Here is a 20,927-nt window from a genome sequence, read left to right as displayed (position 1 = left end):
TCACCGGGGGAGGCGTGGCGAGTGGTTCGTCGGTTCTCGACCTGCGCGGGGCCGGGCTGGCCTACGACCTTGCCATCGATTCTCATCTCGAACTCTCCGGACCGATGAGTGCTCGACTATGGGTCAGCCTGCCGCGCGGTGGGGATGCGACGTTGTTCGTGGCAGTGGAGAAATGGGCAGGAACGCGGTGGGTCCCGTTTGTCCATGGCCATGAGAAAGTCCCCACTGGTGGCCAGGTCGAGGTCCCCGCTGGTGGCCAGATAAAAGTCCCCACCCTGTGTTCGTCGTGTCGACCCGGAACTGAGGGCCCAGGCGATGACGGTGAAGGTGCCAACCGATCACCATCACCGCCTGGGAGTTCCATTGAAGTCTGCGAAGGACCGTATGGACATCATTTCTGCTTACCGAGAACTCGGAAGCTATCGCGCCGCAGCCGAGGTGTGCGGCACCACCCACAAGACCGTCAAGCGCGTGGTCGATCGGTTCGAAGCCGACGATCAACCACCCGATCGCAAGGAACGGGCCCGCAACTACGATGCGGTGGCCCAGCTCGTCGCGCAGCGAGTCGCGCGGTCACACGGCCGGATCACTGCCAAACGGCTGCTACCGGTAGCGCGAGCGGCAGGATATGAGGGGTCGGCGCGGAATTTCCGTCGTCTGGTCGCCCAGGAGAAAACGCAGTGGCGCCGTGAGCATCACCGCGGCCGTCGCCCGGCAGTGTGGGCTCCGGGTGACTACCTGGTCATCGATTGGGCGGTGATCGGCGGGTTACACATGTTCTGCGCGGTGCTGGCGTTCTCACGCTGGCGGTTCGTTCGGTTCGCCACCAACGAAACAGCCACCACCACACTCGGATTCATTGCTGAAGCCTTCGAGGAGATCGGTGGAGTGCCCAACAAGGTACTTGCTGATCGGATGGGCTGCCTCAAAGGTGGAGTCGTCGCCAACGTTGTCGTACCCACCCCCACGTATGTGCGGTTTGCCACCCACTACGGGTTCGCCCCGGACTTCTGTCACGGCGCCGATCCGGAGTCGAAGGGGATCGTGGAGAACCTGTGCGGGTACGCGCAGTCGGATCTGGCGCAGCCGTTGTGGACCGAAGCCAAGATCGCCGCGGGTCGCGACGACGTGCAGCTGGATGTGCATCTGGCGAACCGGGCTGCGTGGGACTGGTGTGCCGAGGTCAACACTCGACGCCACAGCGATACGCTGACGGTGCCCACTGACCAGCTGGTGAGTGAACGGAAGGTGTTGGCGGCGTTACCGTCTCTGCGTGCTCAGGTCGGCCCGCCGCCTGTCACCCGTAAAGTCGACCGTCTTTCCTGTATCCGGTATGCCTCGGCCCGCTACTCGGTTCCTAACCGGCTCATCGGCGCCACCGTGACCCTCCTCCAGGACGGTGGAACGCTCCTGATCGCCGAGCCCGCCTCGGGCGAGGTGGTCGCCGAGCATGCGTTGGCTGCCCCAGGAGAGGTGGTCCTCAACGACGATCATTACGGCGGGCCACGCACACCCCTTAGTCGTGCACCACGACCGAAAACTGCTGCCGAAAAACAGTTCTGCGATCTCGGAGAACCAGCCGAGCAGTTCCTAGTCGGTGCCGCGGCGATCGGTAATACCCGCCTGGCCGGTGAACTCGATGACATCCTCGGACTCATCACCTCCCACGGCCACGAACAGGTGCTCACCGCCCTGACCAGGGCGGTGGCGTTCCGACGGTTCAAGGCCGCCGATGTGCGCTCGATCCTCGATGCCGGAGCCGGCATCCCCAACCCGCGACCGGCCGGCACAGCACTGCTCGGGCATCTGCCTACCGCGCCCACCCGCTCGCTGGATGCCTACAAACTCGGCGCCGGCGACAAGGAGGTGTCATGACCACCACAACATCGAAACCCGTTGCACCCCAGACAGTGCCACCGCTACCGGCCGACCTTGACCTGGCGCTACGCCGATTGAAACTGGCCTCGATCCGCCGTAGCGCACCCGAGGTCCTACTCACCGCGAAAACTCAGCGATGGACACCCGAAGAAGTGCTGCGAACACTGGTCGAGGCCGAGATCGCCGCCCGTGATGCCTCCAACATCCGCAACCGACTCAAAACTGCCGGGTTCCCAGTCACCAAAACCTTGGAATCGTTCGACGTGGCCGCATCCTCTATCCCGGCCAACACTTTCGACTACCTGTCGTCACTGGAATGGGTTCGGGCTCAACATAACCTGGCCTTGATTGGCCGGCCGGGACCGGTAAGAGCCACACCCTGATCGGGCTGGGGATCGCCGCAGTGCACGCCGGGCACAAAGTGCGGTACTTCACCGCCGCCGACCTCGTGGAAACCCTGTATCGCGGGCTGGCCGACAACACCGTCGGTAAAACCATCGACACCCTACTGCGCCAAGACCTGATCATCCTCGACGAGATCGGATTCGCCCCACTCGACGACACCGGCACCCAACTGCTGTTCCGACTCGTCGCAGGCGCCTACGAACGCCGATCACTCGCGATCGCCAGCCACTGGCCCTTCGAACAATGGGGACGATTCCTCCCCGAACACACCACCGCCGCCAGCATCCTCGACCGGCTCCTGCACCACGCCACCATCGTCATCACCGACGGCGACTCCTACCGCATGACACACCGAACGGAGGTACCGCCAACCTAAGAACATCCCGCACAGGGTGGGGACTTTCACCTGGCCACCAGCGGGGACATCAAACTGGCCGTTGACACCGTTCGAGGGTTCGTACGGATACGGCCGGGACCGCATCGTGACGGGTAGGCAGAAGCTCTCCCTGCGAGCACTGGACCGCGATGCATCGTCGGTGGCCCGGCCGGTGCACAGCTTCGACCGCGTTCAGTTGCTGGAGCCCGGTCAGATCGTGGAGATAGAGGTCGGACTCGGTTCGTCGGCAACATCTTTCATGCCCGGCGATCGCCTGCGGCTGGTGCTCGCGGGACGGAACATCGACCGGGGCAACCCGTTGACCGGACATTTCCCCGCCCGCTATCAGACCGGTCCCCGCGGAACGTGTCGGATTCATCGGGGCGGAGATCATCCCTCAATGCTGACGGTGCCGCTGATCGAGGCGACGAATCCGGCGGCCGGTCTGAATCCGTGACGACAGCTGAGGAGAGTACGTGGTGACGACCGAACCCCCGACCTGGCTGCTACTGCCGGGAACCCCGCTGTCGCCGGCGGTGTGGGACGGCGTGCGTGCCGAGCTGGCCGAGTACGGACACGTGATCACGCCTGCGATCAGCCCGCCGCCGGGTTATGCGGATGACGATCTACCCGCGCGGCTCGCCGCCGGGGTCGCGGAATCGGTTGCGTCCGAGGCGCCCTGGCATGTGGTGGGACATTCCTTCGGCGGACAGGTGGCCCTGGAACTCGCGATCCGGCGCCCCGAGCTCGTCTCCCGCCTGACGCTGCTGTGCACCCGAGACACGCCCTTCCCGGCATTCGACGCTGCGGCAGCCGCCGTCGAGGCCGGCACCGTCGATGTCGACGGCACACTCGGCCGCTGGTTCAGCGCAGACGAGTTGCGCAACGATGGACTGGTCGTCCGCTACGCTCGCGAAGCCGTGGCCGCCGCGGACCACGCGTCCTGGGCGTCGGCGCTGCGCGCGATCGCCCAATTCGACTGTTCGCAACGCACCGCGTCGATCTCGTGCCCGGTGACCGTGGTCGCGGCCGAACACGACACGGTGTCCGACGTCGCCTCCATGACAGCCATGCATCAGCGGATACCGGGATCGGACTTCATCGTCCGCGCCGGGGCCTGGCATATGAGCATCTTCGACGACCCGGCCGCGGTGGCGCGAATTCTCCTTTGACGACCGGCGAATCTCGACCGTCGGGCTTCAGGTCGCGTCGGCGATGATCTGCCGCTGGGCCGTGAACATCTCGGCCAGATTGTTGCTGACCGTGGTGTCCATCGCGGGCGGTGCGTCGTCAACCGTGTTGTGCGTGACCGTGAACGATACGCCCCGCTCCTCGCCGACCACGATGATCCCGGCGAGGTGAACCTCGATCGCACCGACCTCGTACTCGCCGGTCATCCGGACCGCTTTGTAGTCACCGTCGATCGGCAGCTCGACCTTCTCGAGCGCGAGAGTGACCGGGACGTCCCCGTCCTCGAGGGTCAGCGTGAAAGACGAACAGGCGGAGACGATCTCGTCGAACTCGTCGTAACCGTTGTCGGCCGGCTTGGTCACGTCGGCACTGTAGTTGTCGAGACCGAAGAGTATCTCGCTGGAGGACGAGGTCTCGGTGAGCTCGCGCTCCGCGCGTTCGTTGCCGGTCTGCTGAGACTGGACCAGCGTCGCACACTTCTCGTTGTCCACGGTGCTGCCGTCGTCGTCGTCGGTACTGCCCGTCTCCGTGCTGAATTCGCCCGTGATGTCCGGGAACTGGTCTTCGGGCAGCACCAGTTGGAGGGCCGAGGCGGTCGGGATCGACGGTTCGTCGTCGCCACCACCGCGCAGGGTCAGCGCCAGCACCACCGCCACCACGACGATCAGTACGAGGACCAGTCCGCCGCCGCCGATGAACCACCACTTCTTGCTCCCGCTCTTGGCCGGCGGGGGCGGTTGCTGACCGAACGGCTGGCCATACGGTTGTTGGCCGAACGGCTGCTGGCCGTAGGGCTGCCCGCCATAGGGCTGTTGGCCGTACGGCTGCCCACCGTACGGACCCGGGTTCGGCGGCTGGCCGGGAGCCGGCTGCGGCCCGCCGGGTTGGTGACCGCCAGATGGCGGCCAGCCGGGTTGCTGCGGCCCCTGCGGACCCATGGCGGTCGGCTGGTTGGGGTCGTAGGGACTGCCCACGGTCGGCTCCTCCTGGTCGGTGACCTCGGGAGATTACCGCGCTTCGATGGGGGCATCGCCGGGTTTCATGCGACTGAATGAGCGACGTCCGGCGGACGGGTCCGGACGTTCACAGGAGCGCGGGCGGTGGGTATTTCGGTTCGTACAGCGTGATCTCCCCGGCGCCGGGACCTTGACCCGGACAGTCACGCCCCAACCCTCATCGGTCGGTGTGCCGGCGAACTCGGCGCCCCGGCCGGCGAGTTCGCGCATGGTGGAGTCGAGATCGTCGCACATGAACGACACGTCGAACTTCTGATCGGTGCGCCCGGCGCTTCCCTCGTGCTCCCAGGCATTCGGGTGCGCTCCGAGTTCGCTGGGACCGGTCTGGAAGATCAGCCAACCGCCGCCCGTGTCGACGTGCGGGAAGCGCAACACGTCGCGGAAGAATGCGCGGGCGGCGTCCGGGTCGTCGCAGTAGATCAGTGTGTGCACCGCGGTGATCATGGCGCCCAGGGTAGTCGGGCCGCGGAGCCGAACCAGTGTTGTTCGCAGAAGCCGGAACCGGCCCCCAGTGCAGAATATCCGTCCCCGTGAGCCGGTGCGAAGGGCAATATGCCCTTCAAACCTGTTCTGGGGGACGCAAATTCGTGGTAAAGAGACGATCCCTCGCCGGTTACTGGCCCTTCGTGGCTCGTCGCTTGCGCTCCTCGCACCTCAGGGAGCAGGGCTGGGACCTGCGGTTTTACAGTTCTTTCGGATTAGGGAGCAAGGGGAAGGTCAGCTCACCGCCTTCGCGACCAGCGTCGCAATGGTCTTCTCGGCCTCGGTGTCCAGAGTGCTGACCGCGAACGACGTCGGCCAGAATCCGCCGTCGTCGAGGCTGGCGTTCTGGGTGAACCCTAAGGTGGAGTACCGCTCCTTGTCGTCGTGCCCGCTGCGGAAGAAGCACACGACCTTGCCCTTCAGCGCGTAGGCCGGTTGCCCGTACCAGAGCTTCGGCGCGAGGTCCGGTGCGGCCGTGGTGACGATCGCGTGGATGCGTTCGGCCAGCGCGCGATCGGCCGGGTCCATGCTCTCGAGCTTCGCGAGCAGATCGAGTTCCTCGGCCGCCTTCTTGTTCCCGCGCCCGCGGGACTTCTCCTTCTCGAGCTCCGCGGCGCGCTCCTTCATCGCGGCGCGTTCCTGATCGGAGAATCCTCCAGAGCTGCCCATTCGCGTTCCCTTCGCGGTCGACGGCCTCGGGGCCGAGGCAGCTCTCACGGTAGTGCGGCGGGTCTAGGGGCTTCTCGATTCCGAACCGGTCACAGGTCTCGACGCGGACTCACACCCGCCCTCGCAGGATCGCGTTCCAGTACAGGCGCGGGAGGGCATATCGGTCGAAGGCCCACGCACTCCGGCGCGGTTTGAGCGGGTCGATGACCGACGGCAACGACGACGTGATGGTCCCGTCGCGGTCGAACTCGGCGGCGATGAGATGATGTGCGTCCGTCGCGATCGGAGCGACGGTGTACCCGTCGTAGGCGGTGAGTTCCTCGCCGGCCCGCGCGGCCGCGATGTTGTCGGCGAGCACCGAGATCTGCCGTCGCAACCCGCCGCCCGACGGGTCGGTCGCGATCGCGGCGCCGTCACCGGCTCCCCAGATGGACGGATGGGTGCGGTGACGCAGCGTGTGGGGATCGATGTCGACGAGCCCCCGGCCGCGGGCGCCGGCCAAGCCCGAGTCGGTCACCAGGTCGGCGCCTCGGAAGGGCGGGACGAGGTGCAGCATGTCGTAGTGCACGTCCTGGGTGGCCGAGCCGGTGACCACGGTGACCCGGCGATCGACCGGATGTAGTCGTACCGAACTGTCGAGCAGCACGCGGACGCCGAGTTCGTCGAGGCACTCCAAGAGGCGGGCGTCGAGGGCATCGACGCCGAGCAGATGGGGCCGGTCTACGGTCAAGGTGATGTCGAGCGACTCGAGGATTCCTCGACGCCGCCAGTGGGCGGCGGCCAGGAACAGTGGTTTGAGTGTGGTCCCGGTGCAGCTGACCGGCGGACGCGGGACGGTGAACACCGCTCGCCCACCCCGTGGCATCGAGGTGACGAGATCCCAGGTCTGTTCGGCCCGGTCGAGATAATTGCTGGCCACCGCCGGGTCGGCGATCGCGAGTTCGATCCCCGGCATCGCGTCGTGATCCGGTACTAGTCCGACGGCCAGGACGAGGTCCCGGTAGCCGATGTCGGCGCCCGAGGCGCAGCGGATTGTCCGCTTTCCCGCGTCGACGACGACGGCGGTGTCGCGCAGCCACGTCACCCCGTCCGGCGTCACCGATCGCTGCGTGCGCTCGGCGTCCTGCAGTGTCGCCTGACCTCCGCCGACGTAGGAGAGCAGTGGGCGGTAGGTGTGGACGGCCTGCGGTTCGATCACCGCGACATCGGTGACGCCCAGACGCAGCAGTCGCGCCGCCGCGCTGAGGCCGGCGTTTCCGCCGCCGACGATGACGACGTCGAAGTGTCGGGTCTCGCGAGATGAGGTCATGCGGGTCAATACCCGGCCGGGCGGTCGGGAAAACCGGGGGAGCCGGCTGTGCCGGGTGCCGGGGCCGCCTCGGCCGGGTCCTCGTGGTCCGGGCGCTTGGTGCGACCATGGACCGATGACCGCCACGCTCGTCGCCAAGGACGTCGCCGGGGGATATGCCCACCGCGTCCTCTTCGACCACCTCGATCTCACGGTGGCACCCGGCGACGTGATCGGCGTGGTCGGTGCCAACGGTGCCGGGAAGACGACGCTGCTGCGGGTACTCGCCGGTGATCTCGCGCCCCTGGAGGGGACGGTGACCCGTGCACCGTCCGACGCTTTCGTCGGATGGTTGCCGCAGGAGCACGAACGGGTTCCCGGTGAGGTGGTGCGCGCGTACGTCGCCCGCCGGACGGGGTGCGCGGCGGCGACGGCGGCGATGGACGCGGCGGCGGACGCGTTGGCCGACCCCGACGCCGCGGCGCCGGGAGATCCGGCCGAGACGTATGCGGCCGCGCTCGACCACTGGTTGGCCACCGGGGCGGCCGATCTCGACGAGCGGTTGCCCGCGGTCCTCGCCGACCTCGGGCTCGGCGACGGCGTCATCGACCCGGACGCCACCCTGATGGCGGATCTGTCCGGCGGCCAGGCCGCCCGGGTCGGGCTCGCCGCGCTGCTGTGCTCGCGGTTCGACATCGTGCTCCTCGACGAACCGACCAACGACCTCGATCTCGACGGTCTCGCGCGCCTGGAGGAGGTCGTGGCCGGCATGCGGGGCGGCGTCGTCCTGGTCAGTCACGATCGAGAGTTCCTCGCGCGCAGCGTCACCCGGGTGCTCGAACTCGACCTCGCGCAGCACACCAACACCGTGTACGGCGGCGGCTACGAGAGCTACCTCGAGGAGCGTGCCGTCGCCCGCCGTCACCGTCGCGAGGAGTACGAGGAGTTCGCGGCCAAGAAGGCCGACCTCGTCGCACGCGCTCGGACCCAGCGTGAGTGGTCGAGTCAGGGTGTCCGCAATGCCATCCGGAAAGCGCCGGACAACGACAAGATTCGACGTCGCGCCGCCACCGAGTCCAGTGAGAAGCAGGCGCAGAAGGTCCGGCAGATGGAGAGCCGGATCGCTCGGCTCGACGAGGTCGCCGAACCGCGCAAGGAATGGGTTCTCGAGTTCACCATCGGGTCCGCGCCGCGCTCCAGCTCGGTGGTCGCCACCCTCAATGAAGCGGTTGTGCGACAGGGGGATTTCGTGCTGGGCCCGGTGTCGTTACAGGTGAACGCCGGCGAACGCATCGGCATCACGGGCCACAACGGTGCCGGCAAGACGACGCTGCTGCGGCTACTACTCGGTCGCGTCGTACCCGACGAGGGGACCGCGCGACTCGGTGCCAACGTCGCGATCGGCGAGATCGACCAGGCGCGTGGCCTGTTCACCGGTCCCCGGCCGCTGGCCGAACGGTTCGAAGCGCTGGTCCCCGAATACTCCACCGCGGACGTGCGAACGTTGCTCGCCAAGTTCGGGCTGCGGGCCGATCACGTGGACCGGCCGGTCGGAGAGCTGTCACCCGGCGAACGCACGCGGGCCGGACTCGCCCTGCTGCAGGCGCGGGGCACCAATGTCCTCGTCCTCGACGAGCCGACCAACCACCTCGACCTGCCGGCCATCGAGCAACTCGAGTCCGCCCTCAATTCCTACGACGGCGCAGTGCTTCTCGTGACCCACGATCGGCGCATGCTGCAGAACGTGCGCGTCGACCGGCACTGGGACGTCGACGGCGGCCGGTTCAGCGAGCGCTGAGATCTCTCAGCCCGCGAGCCGGGTGTCTACCCCACGCACGTCCGCCGGCAGATCCTCCTCGGCGCTCCCGAGCCCGAGGTGCTCGCGCAGGGTCGTGCCCTCGTACTCCGTGCGGAACAGGCCGCGGCGCTGCAGCTCTGGGACCACGTAGTCCACGAAGTCGTTGAAGGTGCCCGGGGTCTGCGCACTCGACACGATGAACCCGTCGGCCTCACCGCCGGTGAAGGACTCCTCGATATGGTCCGCGACATCGGCGGCCGTGCCGACGAACTGCGGCAGCAGGACTCCCTGGGCGTAGAGCTTGCCGATGTCGCGGAGGGTGAGACTGTCCCGCTCGGAGAGGCGTCGGGCGACGTCGAACAGCCCCTGTGTTCCGCTCACCTGGACGTCTTCGACGGGAGCGTCGAGATCGTAGGCGGAGAAGTCGTGGTCGGTGTGAACCGACAGCGTGATCAGGCCGGAGATCGGATCGGCGAGTTCGTTGTGGAACGCCTGCTTCTCCCGGGCGATCGACTCGGTCTCGCCGATGAACGGGATGAACGACGGGAAGATGTTGACGTGGTCGGGATTTCGGCCGAAGTTCACCGCCCGCGACTTCACGTCGTCGTAGTAGGCCCGGCGTCCCTCCGGGGTCGGGTCGATCTCGAAGATCGCCTCGGCCCACCGCGCGGCGAAGTCCTTGCCGGTGTTCGACGATCCCGCCTGGATGAGTACCGGGCGATGCTGCGGTGAGCGGGGCTGGTTCAGCGGACCCCGCGTGCGGTAGTGCGTGCCTTCGTGGTCGACGGTGTGGATCTTCGACGGATCCGCCCAGACGCCGGACTCCTTGTCGGCGGTGACGGCGTCGGCATCCCAGCTCGACCACAGCTTGATCGCCGTGCTGACGAACTCCTCGGCGCGCACGTACCGCTCGTCGTGTCCGACGTGGTCGTCGAAGCCGAAGTTCTGCGCCTCGGCCTGCGACAGCGACGTCACGATGTTCCACGCGATCCGTCCACGGGTGAGGTGATCGAGGGAACCGAAGACGCGCGCGAGTTCGTAGGGGTGAAAGTAGGTGGTGGACTTGGTGACCGCGATGCCGAGCCGGGTGGTGACGGCGGCGATGCTCGCCGCGACCAGGCTCGGATCGATCGTCGCCGCGGCCTGGGTGCCGCGCCGGAAGGGTTCGGACTGGTCGCCGCCGAACCGGACCGGTGCGGCGAGCAGGTCGGCGAAGAAGGCGAAGTCGAACTTGCCGCGTTCGAGGATGCGGCCGACCCGGTGGTAGTGGTCTGGCCCGAAGTAGTCGGTCTCCGACCCGGGATGACGCCATGCGGCGTGCGAATGGGTGACGGGGGAGGCGATCAAGAAACCACCGAGGTGGAGCTGACGGGTCACGGATGATGTCCTTCGGTCTGGGTCGCCGGAGCGAGTCGGGGAGGTGCCGCCACGGGCAGGGAGGTGATCGGGACAAGTCAAGGCGCGCCGAACGCCGAGGGCGAGGGTTGAGCCCGCCGTGATCGCAACAGACCCTTGACATACAACCAATTGGTTGTATGTTTGAGGCGTGGCCGAGAACGTAGGCGAACCGACAGACGAGGACCGGGCCGACGCCCTGTTCCACGCGCTGTCGGACCGCACCCGTCGTGACATCCTGCGACGCGTGCTCGCCGGCGAACACTCGGTCTCGGTGCTCGCCGCGAAATACGACATGAGCTTCGCGGCGGTACAGAAGCACGTCGCCGTCCTGGAGAAGGTCGGTCTGCTCACCAAGCGTCGTTCCGGACGCGAGCAGCTGGCCAGCGGCGATGTCGCGGCAGTGCGTTCGGTGGCCTCGATGCTCACCGAGCTCGAAGCGGTGTGGCGTGGTCGTATCGCCCGCATCGACGATCTGCTCACGCTCGAATCACCCTCACCCACAACCACACCGGAGGAATGAACAATGCCTGTCATCGATGTGACACCCGACCTGGACGCCCGGACGATCACCATCAACGCCGAGTTCGCGGCCCCGATCGAACGGGTGTGGCAGATCTACGCCGATCCGCGTCAGCTCGAGAAGATCTGGGGCCCGCCCACCTATCCGGCGACCGTCGTCGACCACGACCTGCGCCCGGGTGGCAAGGTCACGTACTACATGACCAGTCCCGAGGGCGAGAAGTTCGGCGGCTACTGGAAAGTCGAATCGGTGGACGAGCCCACCGGCTTCACCTTCCTGGACGGCTTTGCCGACGGGGACCTCAACCCGATCACCGACATGCCCGAATCCCGCAATTCCTACGCATTCACCGAGACGGACGGTAAGACCGTCGCCACCTTCATCAGCACCTACGACTCGGCCGAGGCGTTGCAGAAGGTGCTCGACATGGGAGTCGTCGAAGGTGCGTCGTCGGCGGTCAACCAGATCGACGAGTTCCTCGCGGCCTGAGGGTCACAGGTTCGAGTTGAGCGTCGGAAACCCCTCGGGCAGTTCGGCGGCCGGGCCACCGGCGCCGGACCCCGTGGGCTCGACGTCCAGCCCGTGCGTGTAGGCGGCCATCGAGATCGACCCGGCGGCATGGCCGTCCACGAGCAGATCCAGCGGGGCGTCTCCGGCGAGTCCGGCGATGTACAGCATCGGTAGATAGTGGTCCGGGGTCGGCACGGACTTGTCGAAGTCGGGATGTCCGTCCAGACTCAGCACACTCGACGGCTTGTCCAGCAACACCTCTCGGGCCGCGTCGTCGAACCGGTGGGCCCAGTCGAATCCGCTGTCGGGCTTCGCGAAGTCGACCGCGCGTAGGTTGTGCACGATGTTGCCGCTGCCGATGATCAGCACACCCTGGTCGCGGAGCGGGGCGAGCCGGCGGCCCAGTTCGTAGTGGTGCTCGTAGTCCTTGAAAGCGTTGAGCGACAACTGGAGTACGGGTACGGACGCATCCGGGAACGTGTGCACCAGCACCGACCACGTCCCGTGGTCGATACCCCAGCTGTCGACGTCGTGACCGCACCACGTGGGTTTGACGACATCGGAGACCATGTCGGCGACATCCGGGTCGCCCGGGGCAGGGTACTCCACGTCGAAGAGGTCCTGCGGGAAACCGTAGAAGTCGTGGATGGTCCGCGGCCGTGGCATCGCCGTCACGGCGGTGGCGTTGGTGTACCAGTGCGCCGAGATCACCAGGATCGCTCGCGGTTTCGGCACCGATGCACCCAGAGCGGCCCAGGCCTCGGTGTACTTGTTGCGCTCCAGGGCGTTCATCGGGTTGCCGTGACCGATGAACGCGACCGGCATCGTCCCCGAGCTCGTCGCGTCTACCGCTGACATCGTCGCCTCCTCCGGCCGATTGCGGACGGAGTCGACGCTACTCCGGAATCGACGAAGTCGCCGACAGGGGTTCGGCGCCCGTGAAAATTCGACAATGCACAAGCGCTGGTCAATGCTGATTGCCGCGGTCCTCGCGATCGTTCTGGCGGCGTGCGGCACCGGGGGCGGTGCCGAACCCGCGTCCTCGTAGGCGTCGTCGTCCAACCCGCAGCAGGCGGCGCAGATCGAGTAGATCGTCGAAGGACTGATGGAGTCCCAACACCTCAAGTCGGTGATCGTGCGTGTCACCGACGACGGCCAGGAGGTGACCACCAAGGCGTTCGGCGAGTCGCAGACCGGTGTACCCGCCACCGCGGACATGCACTTCCGCAACGGGTCGGTCGCCATCGCCTACGTCGCGGCGGTGCTGTTGCAACTCGTCGACGAGAAGGCGGTCGCCCTCGACGACATCATCGCGACATGGGTGCCCCAGATCCCCAACAGCGACCGGGTCACCCTCCGGCAACTGGCGACGATGACGTCGGGGTACCAGGACTATGTGCTCGGCAACGACGCGTTCGAGATCGAGGAGTTGACGAACCCGTTCAAGGCGTGGACGACCGACGAGATGTTGTCCTACGCGGTGAACGAGCCGCTGCTCTACGCGCCGGGGACGAACTGGAACTATGCGCTCGGCCGAGGGCTATGACACCAACCAGATCTTCGCGCAGATCGGCGCACTGATGGCACCCGACGCCGCGCCACCGATCCCGCGGAACTGACGCCGCCGCGAGCCCCGGCCGTCGTGCTGCGAAAACCCACTCAGCGCGGGTGCCATAAGGTGGCAGGTATGGTCGACCGCCTCCCCGACGACGATCTACGGGTCGGAAACCCGGAACGCGAGCGGGCCGTGACTCTCCTCAATGATGCCTTCTCGTCCGGATATCTGGAGATCGCGGAGTTCGAGGAGCGGTCCGGTCTGGTGTACGCCGCCAAGACCCGCGCGGACCTGCGAGCCGTCCTGGAATGAATCGCCCCGGGTTTGCTGGAGGCTCGGTTAGTTGGTTCCAGCGTTTGCGGGGACCGGGTTCTCACGGTAGCTGGTGACGGTGTGGGTCGACCAGTAGGCGCTCTCGTACTCGACGGGTGGGACGTGTCCGATCTCGCCGTGCAGGCGGCGGTGGTTGAACCATTCGACGTACTCAGCGACGGCGATCTCGACCTCGCCCACACCTGCCCAGCCGCCTCGCGGGCGCATCACGGGGTTACGGATGCATTCGGCTTTGAACAGCGAGTTGAACGCCTCAGCCATCGCGTTGTCGTATGAATCCCCTTTGGAGCCAACAGATGTCACCGCTTCGGCTTCGGCCAGTCGTTCGGTGTAGCGGATGGCTCGGTATTGCACTCCGCGGTCGGAGTGGTGGATCAGCCCGGCCACGTCGTGGCCGGCACGCGACCGTGCCCACAATCCCATGTTCAGGGCGTCGAGGGCGAGGTCGGTGTGCATGGTGGTCGAGACCTGCCAGCCGACGACCATCCGCGAGAACACGTCCAGGACGAACGCCGCGTACACCCAGCCCGAGTGGGTGCGGATGTAGGTCAGGTCCGCCACCCACAACGCGTTCGGTGCCGCCGCGGTGAACTGACGGTTGACCCGGTCAGCCGGCCGGGGTGTTTCAGCTCCCTCGCTGCGCGTGGTCTTGCGTGTCTTGAGTCTCGCTATCCCTTGCAGCCCATCGGCTTTCATCAATCGCTCGACGGTGCAGCGGGCAACACTATGGCCCTGTCTGCGCAATTGGGCATGCACCTTGCGGGCACCGTAGACGCCGAGGTTGTCGGCATGCACCGCGCGGACCTGGGTAAGGAGCTCCCGGTCACGCACCACACGAGGCGCCTCGGTCTTCTGGGGGCTCAGGTGGGCTCGTACCGTGGACGGAGCGATCTGGGCGGACGTATCGCGCAATGCCGCACAGATCGGATCGACTCCGTGTTCATCGCGGTGAGCCGCGACGAACTCCACGATCAGCGCTGTGGGCGGTCGATCTCCGCCGCAAAGAAAGCCGAAGCCTGCTTCAAGATCGTGTTCGCTCGCCGCAGTTCACGGTTCTCCCGCTCCAACGCCGCGATGCGGTCAGCGTCCTCACTCGTGGTGCCCGGGCGGACCCCGCCGTCGATCTCGGCCTGACGAACCCAATTGCGCAACGCCTCGGGATGGACTCCGAGCTGATCGGCGATCCGCTTGATCGCACCTCTCGACGAATCGGGATCTTGTCGCGCTTCACATGCCATCCGGGTGGCCCGGTCCTTGAGTTCCTCACTGTACTTGCGTGGTGCTGCCATGCTCTCCATCCTTCACAGGTTCGAGAGCCTCCGACAGACCCGGGGCGGTTCAGAACACCTGCCGAACGCCGGTCGCCTGTTCAACGAGCCGGGCCAGGCCGTAGCCGCGACCCCGGCCGTCGCCGTCCCTTCGACCGGGCCCGTGCACCTCGCGGCCGAGTGGGAGACGGTTCGACGCAAGGGCACGTGGCATGTTCCGCCGTCGACGCTGGTCACCGGCAGCATGGGCACCGTCGACATGGACTTCACCCATGCGACGTTCCCCGGCCCGTCGACGATCCTGCAGCTGCAGGTCTCCATCACCACGGTGAAGCTCCGGATCGGCCCCGATCAGGAGATAAGGTACGGCGACCTGCAACTCTCCGGATGGTCGAAGGTGAAGGACAAGGCCGGCGCACCGACGCGTCCGGGCGGACCGGTGATCGAGCTGACGGGTTCGGCGTCGGGAATGAACCGGCATCGTCATCAAACGGAGCTGACGCACCGAACCGTATCGACCGGGGCTGACCGCTCGCCGTTACGCGAACGCTGGGCGGGTGGCCTACTTGTGCTCACGCTGAACTCAACGGTGTCGCGAGTGTTTCCCGATTCGTAACGTTGCCGCACGTGGCCGACCGAACACTCAGTATCAGCGCGCCCGGCGATCCGCGGGCGGTGGACCCGGGGTCGTCCGACTCCCCATCGGCCAAGGCGGACCGGTCGTCCCGGCTGCACACCATCCTGCGCGCGCTGTCACCCATCGCCGTTCTCGTGCTCTGGCAGGTGGGCAGCGCACTGGGGATCATCCCGCAGGACAAGCTGCCCGCACCGTCGCTGATCGCCGAGGCCGGGTGGGAGGTCCTGAACAACGGACAACTCCTCGACGCGATCGCGGCGTCGGCGCAGCGGGTCGCGATCGGACTGACGATCGGCGTCGCGGTCGGGATCGGTCTGGGCTTGCTGGTCGGCCTGAGCAAGTTCGCCGACTCGGCCATCGACCCGAACATGCAGGCTATACGCGCACTTCCGCTCTTCGGTCTGATCCCGTTGTTCATCCTGTGGTTCGGCATCGGCGAGATGCCCAAGGTGCTGCTCGTGTCCCTCGGCGCGCTGTTCCCCCTCTACCTGAACACCTCCGCCGCGATTCGCCAGATCGACGGCCGCCTGGTGGAAAGCGCTCGCGTGCTGGGCTTCTCGCGGCTCACCACCATCCGCGATCTCATCATCCCGGGTGCCATGCCGCAGATCCTGGTCGGTCTGCGCCAGGCCCTGGCGATCGCATGGCTCAGCCTCATCGTCGCCGAGCAGATCGCGGCCACGTCCGGGCTGGGATACCTGATCAACAACGCGCGCGACTTCCTGCGCACCGACATCATCTTCTTCGGCCTGATCGTCTACGCCGCAATGGGTTTGATCACCGACGCCATCGTGCGCGCGCTGGAGCGCTACACGACCCGATACCAGAACCGGTGACGCCCCCAACCCGCACATCCCGAGTCCAGGAGGCCCGACCATGACCGCCATCGCCACCCGAGATCTCGAGGTCCCGTCCCCCGACGACCTGGTCGACCCCGCCGGATACGCCGCGGAAGTCGAGAACGCAAGCCTGAGCTACGGGGACAATCTCGTGTTGCGGGACGTGACCCTACGGGTCGGGGCGCACGAGATCGTCGCGCTCATCGGACGCAGCGGCAGTGGCAAGTCGACGCTGCTTCGCCTGCTGGCGGGCCTGTCGCAGACCGAGTCGGGCAGCGTCCGGACCGCCGGTCACCCGGCGGTGTCCTTCCAGGAGCCGCGACTCTTCCCCTGGCGCACCGTCTTACAGAACGTCGCCTTCGGCCTCGTGCGCGAGAAGGTCGGCAAGTCACAGGCCCGCGAACGCGCGTGCCGCACCCTCGGCGAGGTCGGCCTGAGCGACAAGACGGCTGCGTGGCCCGCGCAACTCTCGGGTGGTCAGGCGCAACGGGTCTCGCTCGCCCGTGCGCTCGTGGCCCGTCCGCAACTGCTGCTGCTCGACGAGCCGTTCGGCGCACTCGACGCCCTCACTCGGCGCACGATGCACGAACTGCTCATCTCGCTGTGGCGCGACAACGGGTTCGGTGCACTCCTCGTCACCCACGACGTCGACGAGGCGTTGCGGCTGGCCGACCGCGTCGTCGTCCTGGCCGGTGGCGAGATCGTCGAAGACCTCACCGTGCCCCGTCCACGTCAGACCGGCGACGCCGATGATCCCGACTCCGAGATCCCGCGCCTGCGAGCCGAATTGCTGACCGCACTCGGCGTCACCGATTCGGCGCGCTGACCCTCCCGTTCCCTGACCGAAAGCCGATCTCGATGACACACCACCATCTTTCCGTGCGCGCATCCCGGCCCCGACGGCGCCGCGTGCTCGCCGCCGTGCTGGCCACCGCCGCCCTGACCCTGGGCCTCGCGGGCTGTGTGCAGCGGGAGGACACCGCCGAATCGATCGCGAACGAGACGGTCGACGTCGCCTCACTGCAGGACCTGACCCTCCGAGTCGGAGACCAGAAGGGCGGCACCGAAGCCCTACTGCGCGCCTCGGGCGAACTCGAGAAGCTCCCGTTCACCATCGAATTCTCCACCTTCACCTCCGGCCCGCCGCAGATCGAGGCCGCCACCGCAGGCAAGATCGACTTCGCGGTCACCGGGAACACGCCGCCCATCTTCGGCGCCGCGGCGAACGCGAAGGTCAAGATCGTCACCGGGTACGCGAACAACGCCAGCGGCGACGCGATCCTGATCCCGGGAACGTCGTCACTGGCCTCGGTCGCCGACCTCAGGGGCAAGAAGGTCGCCGTGGCGAAGGGCAGCTCGGCCCACGGACATCTGCTGCTGCAACTGAACAAGGTGAATCTGACCCTGGGGCCCGGCAAGGACGTCGAGCCGGTCTTCCTGCAGCCCGCGGATGCGTTGTCGGCGTTCACCTCCGGGAACGTCGACGCATGGGCGATCTGGGACCCGTACACCGCGATCGTCCAGCTCGAGAACAACCCGAAGACGCTCGTCACGGCCGAAGGCGTATCGAACGGTTACGGTTTCGGGATCGCGGGCGACGAGGCGCTTGCCGACCCGCGTCGCAACACCGCAGTACGGGAACTGGCGCTCGGGATCGCGCGGGCCGCCAACTGGGCCAAGGCCAACCCGGAAGAGTGGGCCGAGCAGTACTCCGCCGAGGTCGGGATCGACCCGCGGGCCGGCGCGATCGCCCAGGGCCGCAGCCTCCGACCCGCGATCGCACTCGACGACAGCGTCGTGGCGTCGGAGCAGGAGCTCGCCGACGCCTTCGCCGACTCCGGGCAACTCCAGGGGCAGGTCGACTTCGCGACGTTCGTCGACAACCGCTACGACGAGGCCCTGGCACCGCTGTTCGGCACGCCCCAGTCCTAGAGGTGCGAGAAAGGGACCACGCCCATGAGCCATTTCCATTGGTTTCTGCCGACCGCCGGTGACAGCCGCGGGATTGTCGGAGCCTCACATGCATCGGCGACGAAACGGCACCCTCCGGGTTACCGTGCGCCAGACCTGCCGTACCTGATCGATGTCGCACGCACCGCCGATCGGCTCGGCTACGAGAGTGTCCTGACCCCGACCGGAACCTGGTGCGAGGACGCGTGGCTGACCACGGCCGCCGCGATCACCCACACCGAGCAGTTGACCTTCCTCGTCGCATTCCGCCCCGGGCTGATCTCGCCGACCCTGGCCGCACAGCAGGCGGCGACGCTCCAGCGATTCTCGGGTGGACGGATCGCGGTCAACATCGTGACCGGCGGTGACGAGGTCGAGCAACGCCGGTTCGGTGACTGGGTCGACCACGACCGCCGTTACGCGCGCACCGACGAGTTCGTGCAGATCGTCGACCGGCTCTGGTCCGGTGAGACCGTCGACTTCGACGGAGAGTTCTACCGGATCGCCGGGGCGTTCCTCGCGGATCCGCCGACCGATCCACCGCGGATCTACTTCGGCGGGTCGTCGGACCCGGCACTGACCGTTGCGGCCTCGCGTGCCCAGGTCTACCTCACGTGGGGCGAGCCGCCGGCGGTGGCCGGAGAGAAGATCGCGGAGGTGGCGCGACGCGCAGAGACGGTCGGCCGGTCGCTCGAATACGGTGTGCGGCTGCATGTCATCGCCCGCGAGACCTCCGAGGAGGCGTGGCGGGTCGCCGACACACTGCTGCAGGGGATCTCCGACGAAGAGATCGAGACCGCGTTCGCCCTGCACTCGGTCTCGGACTCGACCGGTCAGCGCCGGATGGCCGAACTCCACGGCGGACGTCGCGATGCGCTCGAGATCCATCCCGGCTTGTGGGCGGGGGTCGGGCTCATCCGTGGGGGAGCCGGCACCGCGCTCGTCGGCAGCTACGACGAGGTCGCGGCGCTGATCGGCGAGTACGAATCCGAGGGCTTCTCCCACTTCATCCTGTCGGGCTATCCGCACATCGAGGAAGCGCACTGGTTCGCCGAAGGCGTGCTGCCGGTGATCCGAGACCGCGTCGACGCCCTGAGCTGACAGCACGTTCTGGGCCGCTCGGGCCCAGCGGGACAGGTCAGCGGGCGAGCCACTCCGACAACCGGTCCGACGACCATGTCGTGACGATCCGGTCGGGGTCGATGCCGTGGTCGACGGCCCGCCGCGCGCCGAGGATCTTGAAGTCGAGTTGCCCGGGTGCGTGGGCGTCGGAGTCGATCGCGAACAGGCAGCCCGCGTCGTCGGCGATCTCGATCAGTTCGTCGGGCGGGTCGACCGCTCCGGACGGGAGTTGATCTCCACGATGGTGTCGTGGGCCGCGCAGGCGGCGAACACGGCCTCGGCGTCGAAGGTCGAGGGTGGGCGGTGGCCCCGGCCGCTCAGCACTCGCCGGCCTGTGCAGTGGCCGAGGACGTGCACCCGTGGATCGGAGACCGCGGCGATGAGCCGGTCGGTCATGGCGTCGTGCGCCATGCGCAGATTTGAGTGCACGGATGCGGTCACGACGTCGAGTCGGGCGATCATCTCGTCGGTCTGATCGAGCGTGCCGTCGTCGAGGATGTCGATCTCGATTCCACGGAAGAGACGAAAGTTGCTGCTGTGACCGGTGTTCCAGTTGTCGATCGCCTCGATCTGGGCGGCGAGCCGTTCCGGGCTCAGTCCGTTCGCGACCGTGAGGCGCGGCGAGTGGTCGGTGATCGCGAGCCAGTCGTGGCCGGAGGCCTCCGCAGCCGCGGCCATCTCGTCGATGGGCGCCCCGCCGTCGCTCCAGTCGGTGTGGGCGTGCAGGTCGCCGACAACGGCCTCCACGAGGCCCTCGGCGCCGTCGGGGGCGAGGGGTGGATCTTCGCCCTGCAAACGTGCGAGGTACCCCGGTAGCTCACCGTCGGCGGCCTCGGCGATGACCGCCGCGGTGGTCTTGCCGATTCCCTTGATCGCGGTGAGAGTGCCGGCGACAGCCCGTGCGTGTAGCTCGGACGGGTCGAGTCCGGCGGCCGCCTGCCCGGCGCGGCGGAAGGCCTCCACGCGGTACGTGCTCTCCCGGCGACGCTCGAGCAGCCACGAGATGCGCTCGAGTGCGCGAATCGGGTCCACCGGAGCCGACAGCGGGGTCAGGGGCCTCATCGGCGAACAGCCCTTTCAACGCCTGTTGCCCGGCACGCGAAAGGCGGCCGGGCAACAGGTCTCATGTGTGATGACGGTCAGGTCTGACCGATCAGTGTGCGGCTTCGAAGGCCTCGATGATGCTCTGCGGGATGCGACCGCGATCACTCAGTTCGTAACCTTCGCGGATGGCCCACTCGCGAATCGCCTTGGTGGTCTCCTTGTTGCGTCCGCCCCCGGTCGCAGTCGACGCCGTTGCGGTGCGCTTGGTCACGCGACCGGTCTGGCGGGAGATGTCGAGGTACTTCGACAGCGAATCGCGGAATTGCTGCGCGTGCTTCGACGAAGTGTCGAACTCGTAGTTCTTTCCATCGAGTGACCACCGGACGGTTTCGTACTGATCCAGCACCTTACCGTCGAGATCGTCGATGACCTGAACGATTTCCTTTTTCGCCATGAATTGCTTGTCCCCTCGAATTGTGTCATCCGACCAAGACGGACGTGCAAGGCCTGAAAACCTGCGTCCCCCCGTTTTGATCTATTCCAACTGTGCACAGCTTAGACCCAAACCATGAGTACTTGCTGAGAACCCCCGCCTAGACCATAAATCATTGAATAGCGTTAGGGAAGTCGAGACACGGCCGTTTGTT

Annotated in this window: 19 protein-coding genes, 4 pseudogenes and 1 other annotated feature; of the genes and pseudogenes, 14 read left to right on the top strand and 9 right to left on the bottom strand. The window is 66.9% G+C overall.

Annotated features, from left to right (window positions below):
* Positions 1-363 precede the first annotated feature (363 nt).
* The 4 genes and pseudogenes from istA (at position 364) to QAD21_RS17140 (ending at position 3,831) form a co-directional block, all read left to right on the top strand.
* On the top strand, positions 364-1,875 hold the full coding sequence (gene istA / locus QAD21_RS17155) for an IS21 family transposase (protein WP_137817077.1): 1,512 nt from the start codon (positions 364-366) through the stop codon (positions 1,873-1,875).
* Positions 1,872-2,659 (top strand): annotated as a pseudogene (gene istB, locus QAD21_RS17150) (IS21-like element helper ATPase IstB). The gene istA and the pseudogene istB overlap by 4 nt, the downstream one beginning before the upstream one ends.
* Positions 2,660-2,765: 106 nt before the next feature.
* Positions 2,766-3,116 carry a CocE/NonD family hydrolase C-terminal non-catalytic domain-containing protein gene (locus QAD21_RS17145; protein ID WP_165629761.1) on the top strand — a complete coding sequence of 117 codons (351 nt, stop codon included), beginning with the start codon at positions 2,766-2,768 and terminating at the stop codon, positions 3,114-3,116.
* A gap of 22 nt (positions 3,117-3,138) precedes the next feature.
* Entirely contained in the window at positions 3,139-3,831 is a 693-nt protein-coding gene (locus tag QAD21_RS17140; protein WP_226513747.1) for an alpha/beta hydrolase, read from the top strand.
* A gap of 27 nt (positions 3,832-3,858) precedes the next feature.
* Here the strand turns inward: QAD21_RS17140 and QAD21_RS17135 are convergent, their stop codons facing one another.
* From QAD21_RS17135 to QAD21_RS17120, 4 genes and pseudogenes are all read right to left on the bottom strand, one after another.
* A complete protein-coding gene (locus QAD21_RS17135) occupies positions 3,859-4,824 on the bottom strand; it encodes a hypothetical protein (protein ID WP_137811007.1) in 966 nt (321 codons plus the stop codon).
* 109 nt (positions 4,825-4,933) lie between these two features.
* Positions 4,934-5,310: pseudogene (locus QAD21_RS17130) on the bottom strand (VOC family protein).
* Between the two features lie 273 nt (positions 5,311-5,583).
* The gene (locus QAD21_RS17125; RefSeq protein ID WP_137811008.1) at positions 5,584-6,018 is read right to left on the bottom strand and encodes a DUF1801 domain-containing protein; all 435 of its coding nucleotides are present in this window, start codon (positions 6,016-6,018) and stop codon (positions 5,584-5,586) included.
* Positions 6,019-6,127: 109 nt separating this feature from the next.
* Positions 6,128-7,327, bottom strand: a complete 1,200-nt coding sequence (locus QAD21_RS17120) for an FAD/NAD(P)-binding oxidoreductase (protein ID WP_137811009.1) — start codon at positions 7,325-7,327, stop codon at positions 6,128-6,130.
* A gap of 115 nt (positions 7,328-7,442) precedes the next feature.
* On the opposite strand from QAD21_RS17120, the gene QAD21_RS17115 reads away from it, so the two are divergent.
* Positions 7,443-9,104 (top strand): ABC-F family ATP-binding cassette domain-containing protein, encoded by a 1,662-nt coding sequence (locus QAD21_RS17115; protein ID WP_137811010.1) that lies wholly within the window; start codon positions 7,443-7,445, stop codon positions 9,102-9,104.
* A 6-nt stretch (positions 9,105-9,110) separates the two neighbouring features.
* Here QAD21_RS17115 and QAD21_RS17110 read toward each other — a convergent pair whose 3' ends face one another.
* A complete protein-coding gene (locus QAD21_RS17110; protein WP_137811011.1) occupies positions 9,111-10,481 on the bottom strand; it encodes an LLM class flavin-dependent oxidoreductase in 1,371 nt (456 codons plus the stop codon).
* 169 nt (positions 10,482-10,650) lie between these two features.
* Between QAD21_RS17110 and QAD21_RS17105 the strand changes: the two genes are divergently transcribed.
* Together QAD21_RS17105 and QAD21_RS17100 are read left to right on the top strand one after the other, a co-directional pair.
* Positions 10,651-11,022: a metalloregulator ArsR/SmtB family transcription factor gene (locus tag QAD21_RS17105; RefSeq protein ID WP_137811012.1), complete on the top strand. Its 372-nt coding sequence runs from the start codon at positions 10,651-10,653 to the stop codon at positions 11,020-11,022.
* Between the two features lie 3 nt (positions 11,023-11,025).
* Positions 11,026-11,511, top strand: a complete 486-nt coding sequence (locus QAD21_RS17100; protein ID WP_137811013.1) for an SRPBCC domain-containing protein — start codon at positions 11,026-11,028, stop codon at positions 11,509-11,511.
* Positions 11,512-11,514: 3 nt separating this feature from the next.
* Here the strand turns inward: QAD21_RS17100 and ygiD are convergent, their stop codons facing one another.
* Positions 11,515-12,390: a 4,5-DOPA dioxygenase extradiol gene (gene ygiD, locus QAD21_RS17095; protein WP_137811014.1), complete on the bottom strand. Its 876-nt coding sequence runs from the start codon at positions 12,388-12,390 to the stop codon at positions 11,515-11,517.
* Positions 12,391-12,637: 247 nt separating this feature from the next.
* Between ygiD and QAD21_RS17090 the strand changes: the two genes are divergently transcribed.
* Complete coding sequence (locus QAD21_RS17090; protein WP_226513743.1) at positions 12,638-13,078, top strand: serine hydrolase domain-containing protein; 441 nt, start codon at positions 12,638-12,640, stop codon at positions 13,076-13,078.
* Between the two features lie 141 nt (positions 13,079-13,219).
* Positions 13,220-13,396, top strand: a pseudogene (locus QAD21_RS17085) (DUF1707 domain-containing protein); the annotation flags it as partial.
* Positions 13,397-13,426: 30 nt separating this feature from the next.
* Here QAD21_RS17085 and QAD21_RS17080 read toward each other — a convergent pair.
* Positions 13,427-14,709, bottom strand: a protein-coding gene (locus QAD21_RS17080; RefSeq protein ID WP_226513891.1) for an IS3 family transposase whose coding sequence is annotated in 2 segments (ribosomal slippage) — positions 13,427-14,421 and positions 14,421-14,709 — 1,284 coding nt in all. Because the reading frame shifts where the segments join, the coding sequence is not laid out codon by codon here.
* Positions 14,303-14,431, bottom strand: a sequence feature (AL1L pseudoknot). Its footprint overlaps the gene before it by 129 nt.
* Here QAD21_RS17080 and QAD21_RS17075 point away from each other — a divergent pair.
* The 5 genes from QAD21_RS17075 to QAD21_RS17055 all read left to right on the top strand — a co-directional run bounded on the left by QAD21_RS17075 (position 14,708) and on the right by QAD21_RS17055 (position 19,215).
* A complete protein-coding gene (locus tag QAD21_RS17075) occupies positions 14,708-15,304 on the top strand; it encodes a DUF1707 domain-containing protein (protein ID WP_249356563.1) in 597 nt (198 codons plus the stop codon). The genes QAD21_RS17080 and QAD21_RS17075 overlap by 2 nt on opposite strands.
* Before the next feature lie 113 nt (positions 15,305-15,417).
* Entirely contained in the window at positions 15,418-16,161 is a 744-nt protein-coding gene (locus QAD21_RS17070) for an ABC transporter permease (protein WP_226514266.1), read from the top strand.
* Between the two features lie 40 nt (positions 16,162-16,201).
* On the top strand, positions 16,202-16,990 hold the full coding sequence (locus tag QAD21_RS17065; protein ID WP_137810930.1) for an ABC transporter ATP-binding protein: 789 nt from the start codon (positions 16,202-16,204) through the stop codon (positions 16,988-16,990).
* A 32-nt stretch (positions 16,991-17,022) separates the two neighbouring features.
* Positions 17,023-18,096, top strand: a complete 1,074-nt coding sequence (locus QAD21_RS17060; RefSeq protein WP_137810929.1) for an ABC transporter substrate-binding protein — start codon at positions 17,023-17,025, stop codon at positions 18,094-18,096.
* Positions 18,097-18,120: 24 nt separating this feature from the next.
* Entirely contained in the window at positions 18,121-19,215 is a 1,095-nt protein-coding gene (locus QAD21_RS17055) for an LLM class flavin-dependent oxidoreductase (protein ID WP_137810928.1), read from the top strand.
* Between the two features lie 37 nt (positions 19,216-19,252).
* On the opposite strand, the pseudogene QAD21_RS17050 reads toward QAD21_RS17055, so the two are convergent.
* Both QAD21_RS17050 and QAD21_RS17045 read right to left on the bottom strand, forming a co-directional pair.
* Positions 19,253-20,298, bottom strand: a pseudogene (locus QAD21_RS17050) (PHP domain-containing protein).
* A 91-nt stretch (positions 20,299-20,389) separates the two neighbouring features.
* Positions 20,390-20,734, bottom strand: a complete 345-nt coding sequence (locus tag QAD21_RS17045) for an Lsr2 family protein (protein ID WP_058252466.1) — start codon at positions 20,732-20,734, stop codon at positions 20,390-20,392.
* Positions 20,735-20,927 lie beyond the last annotated feature (193 nt).

It is taken from the genome of Gordonia sp. SMJS1, assembly GCF_029866425.1.
GTDB lineage: Bacteria > Actinomycetota > Actinomycetes > Mycobacteriales > Mycobacteriaceae > Gordonia > Gordonia hongkongensis.
This window is presented reverse-complemented; position numbering and strand designations above follow the sequence as displayed.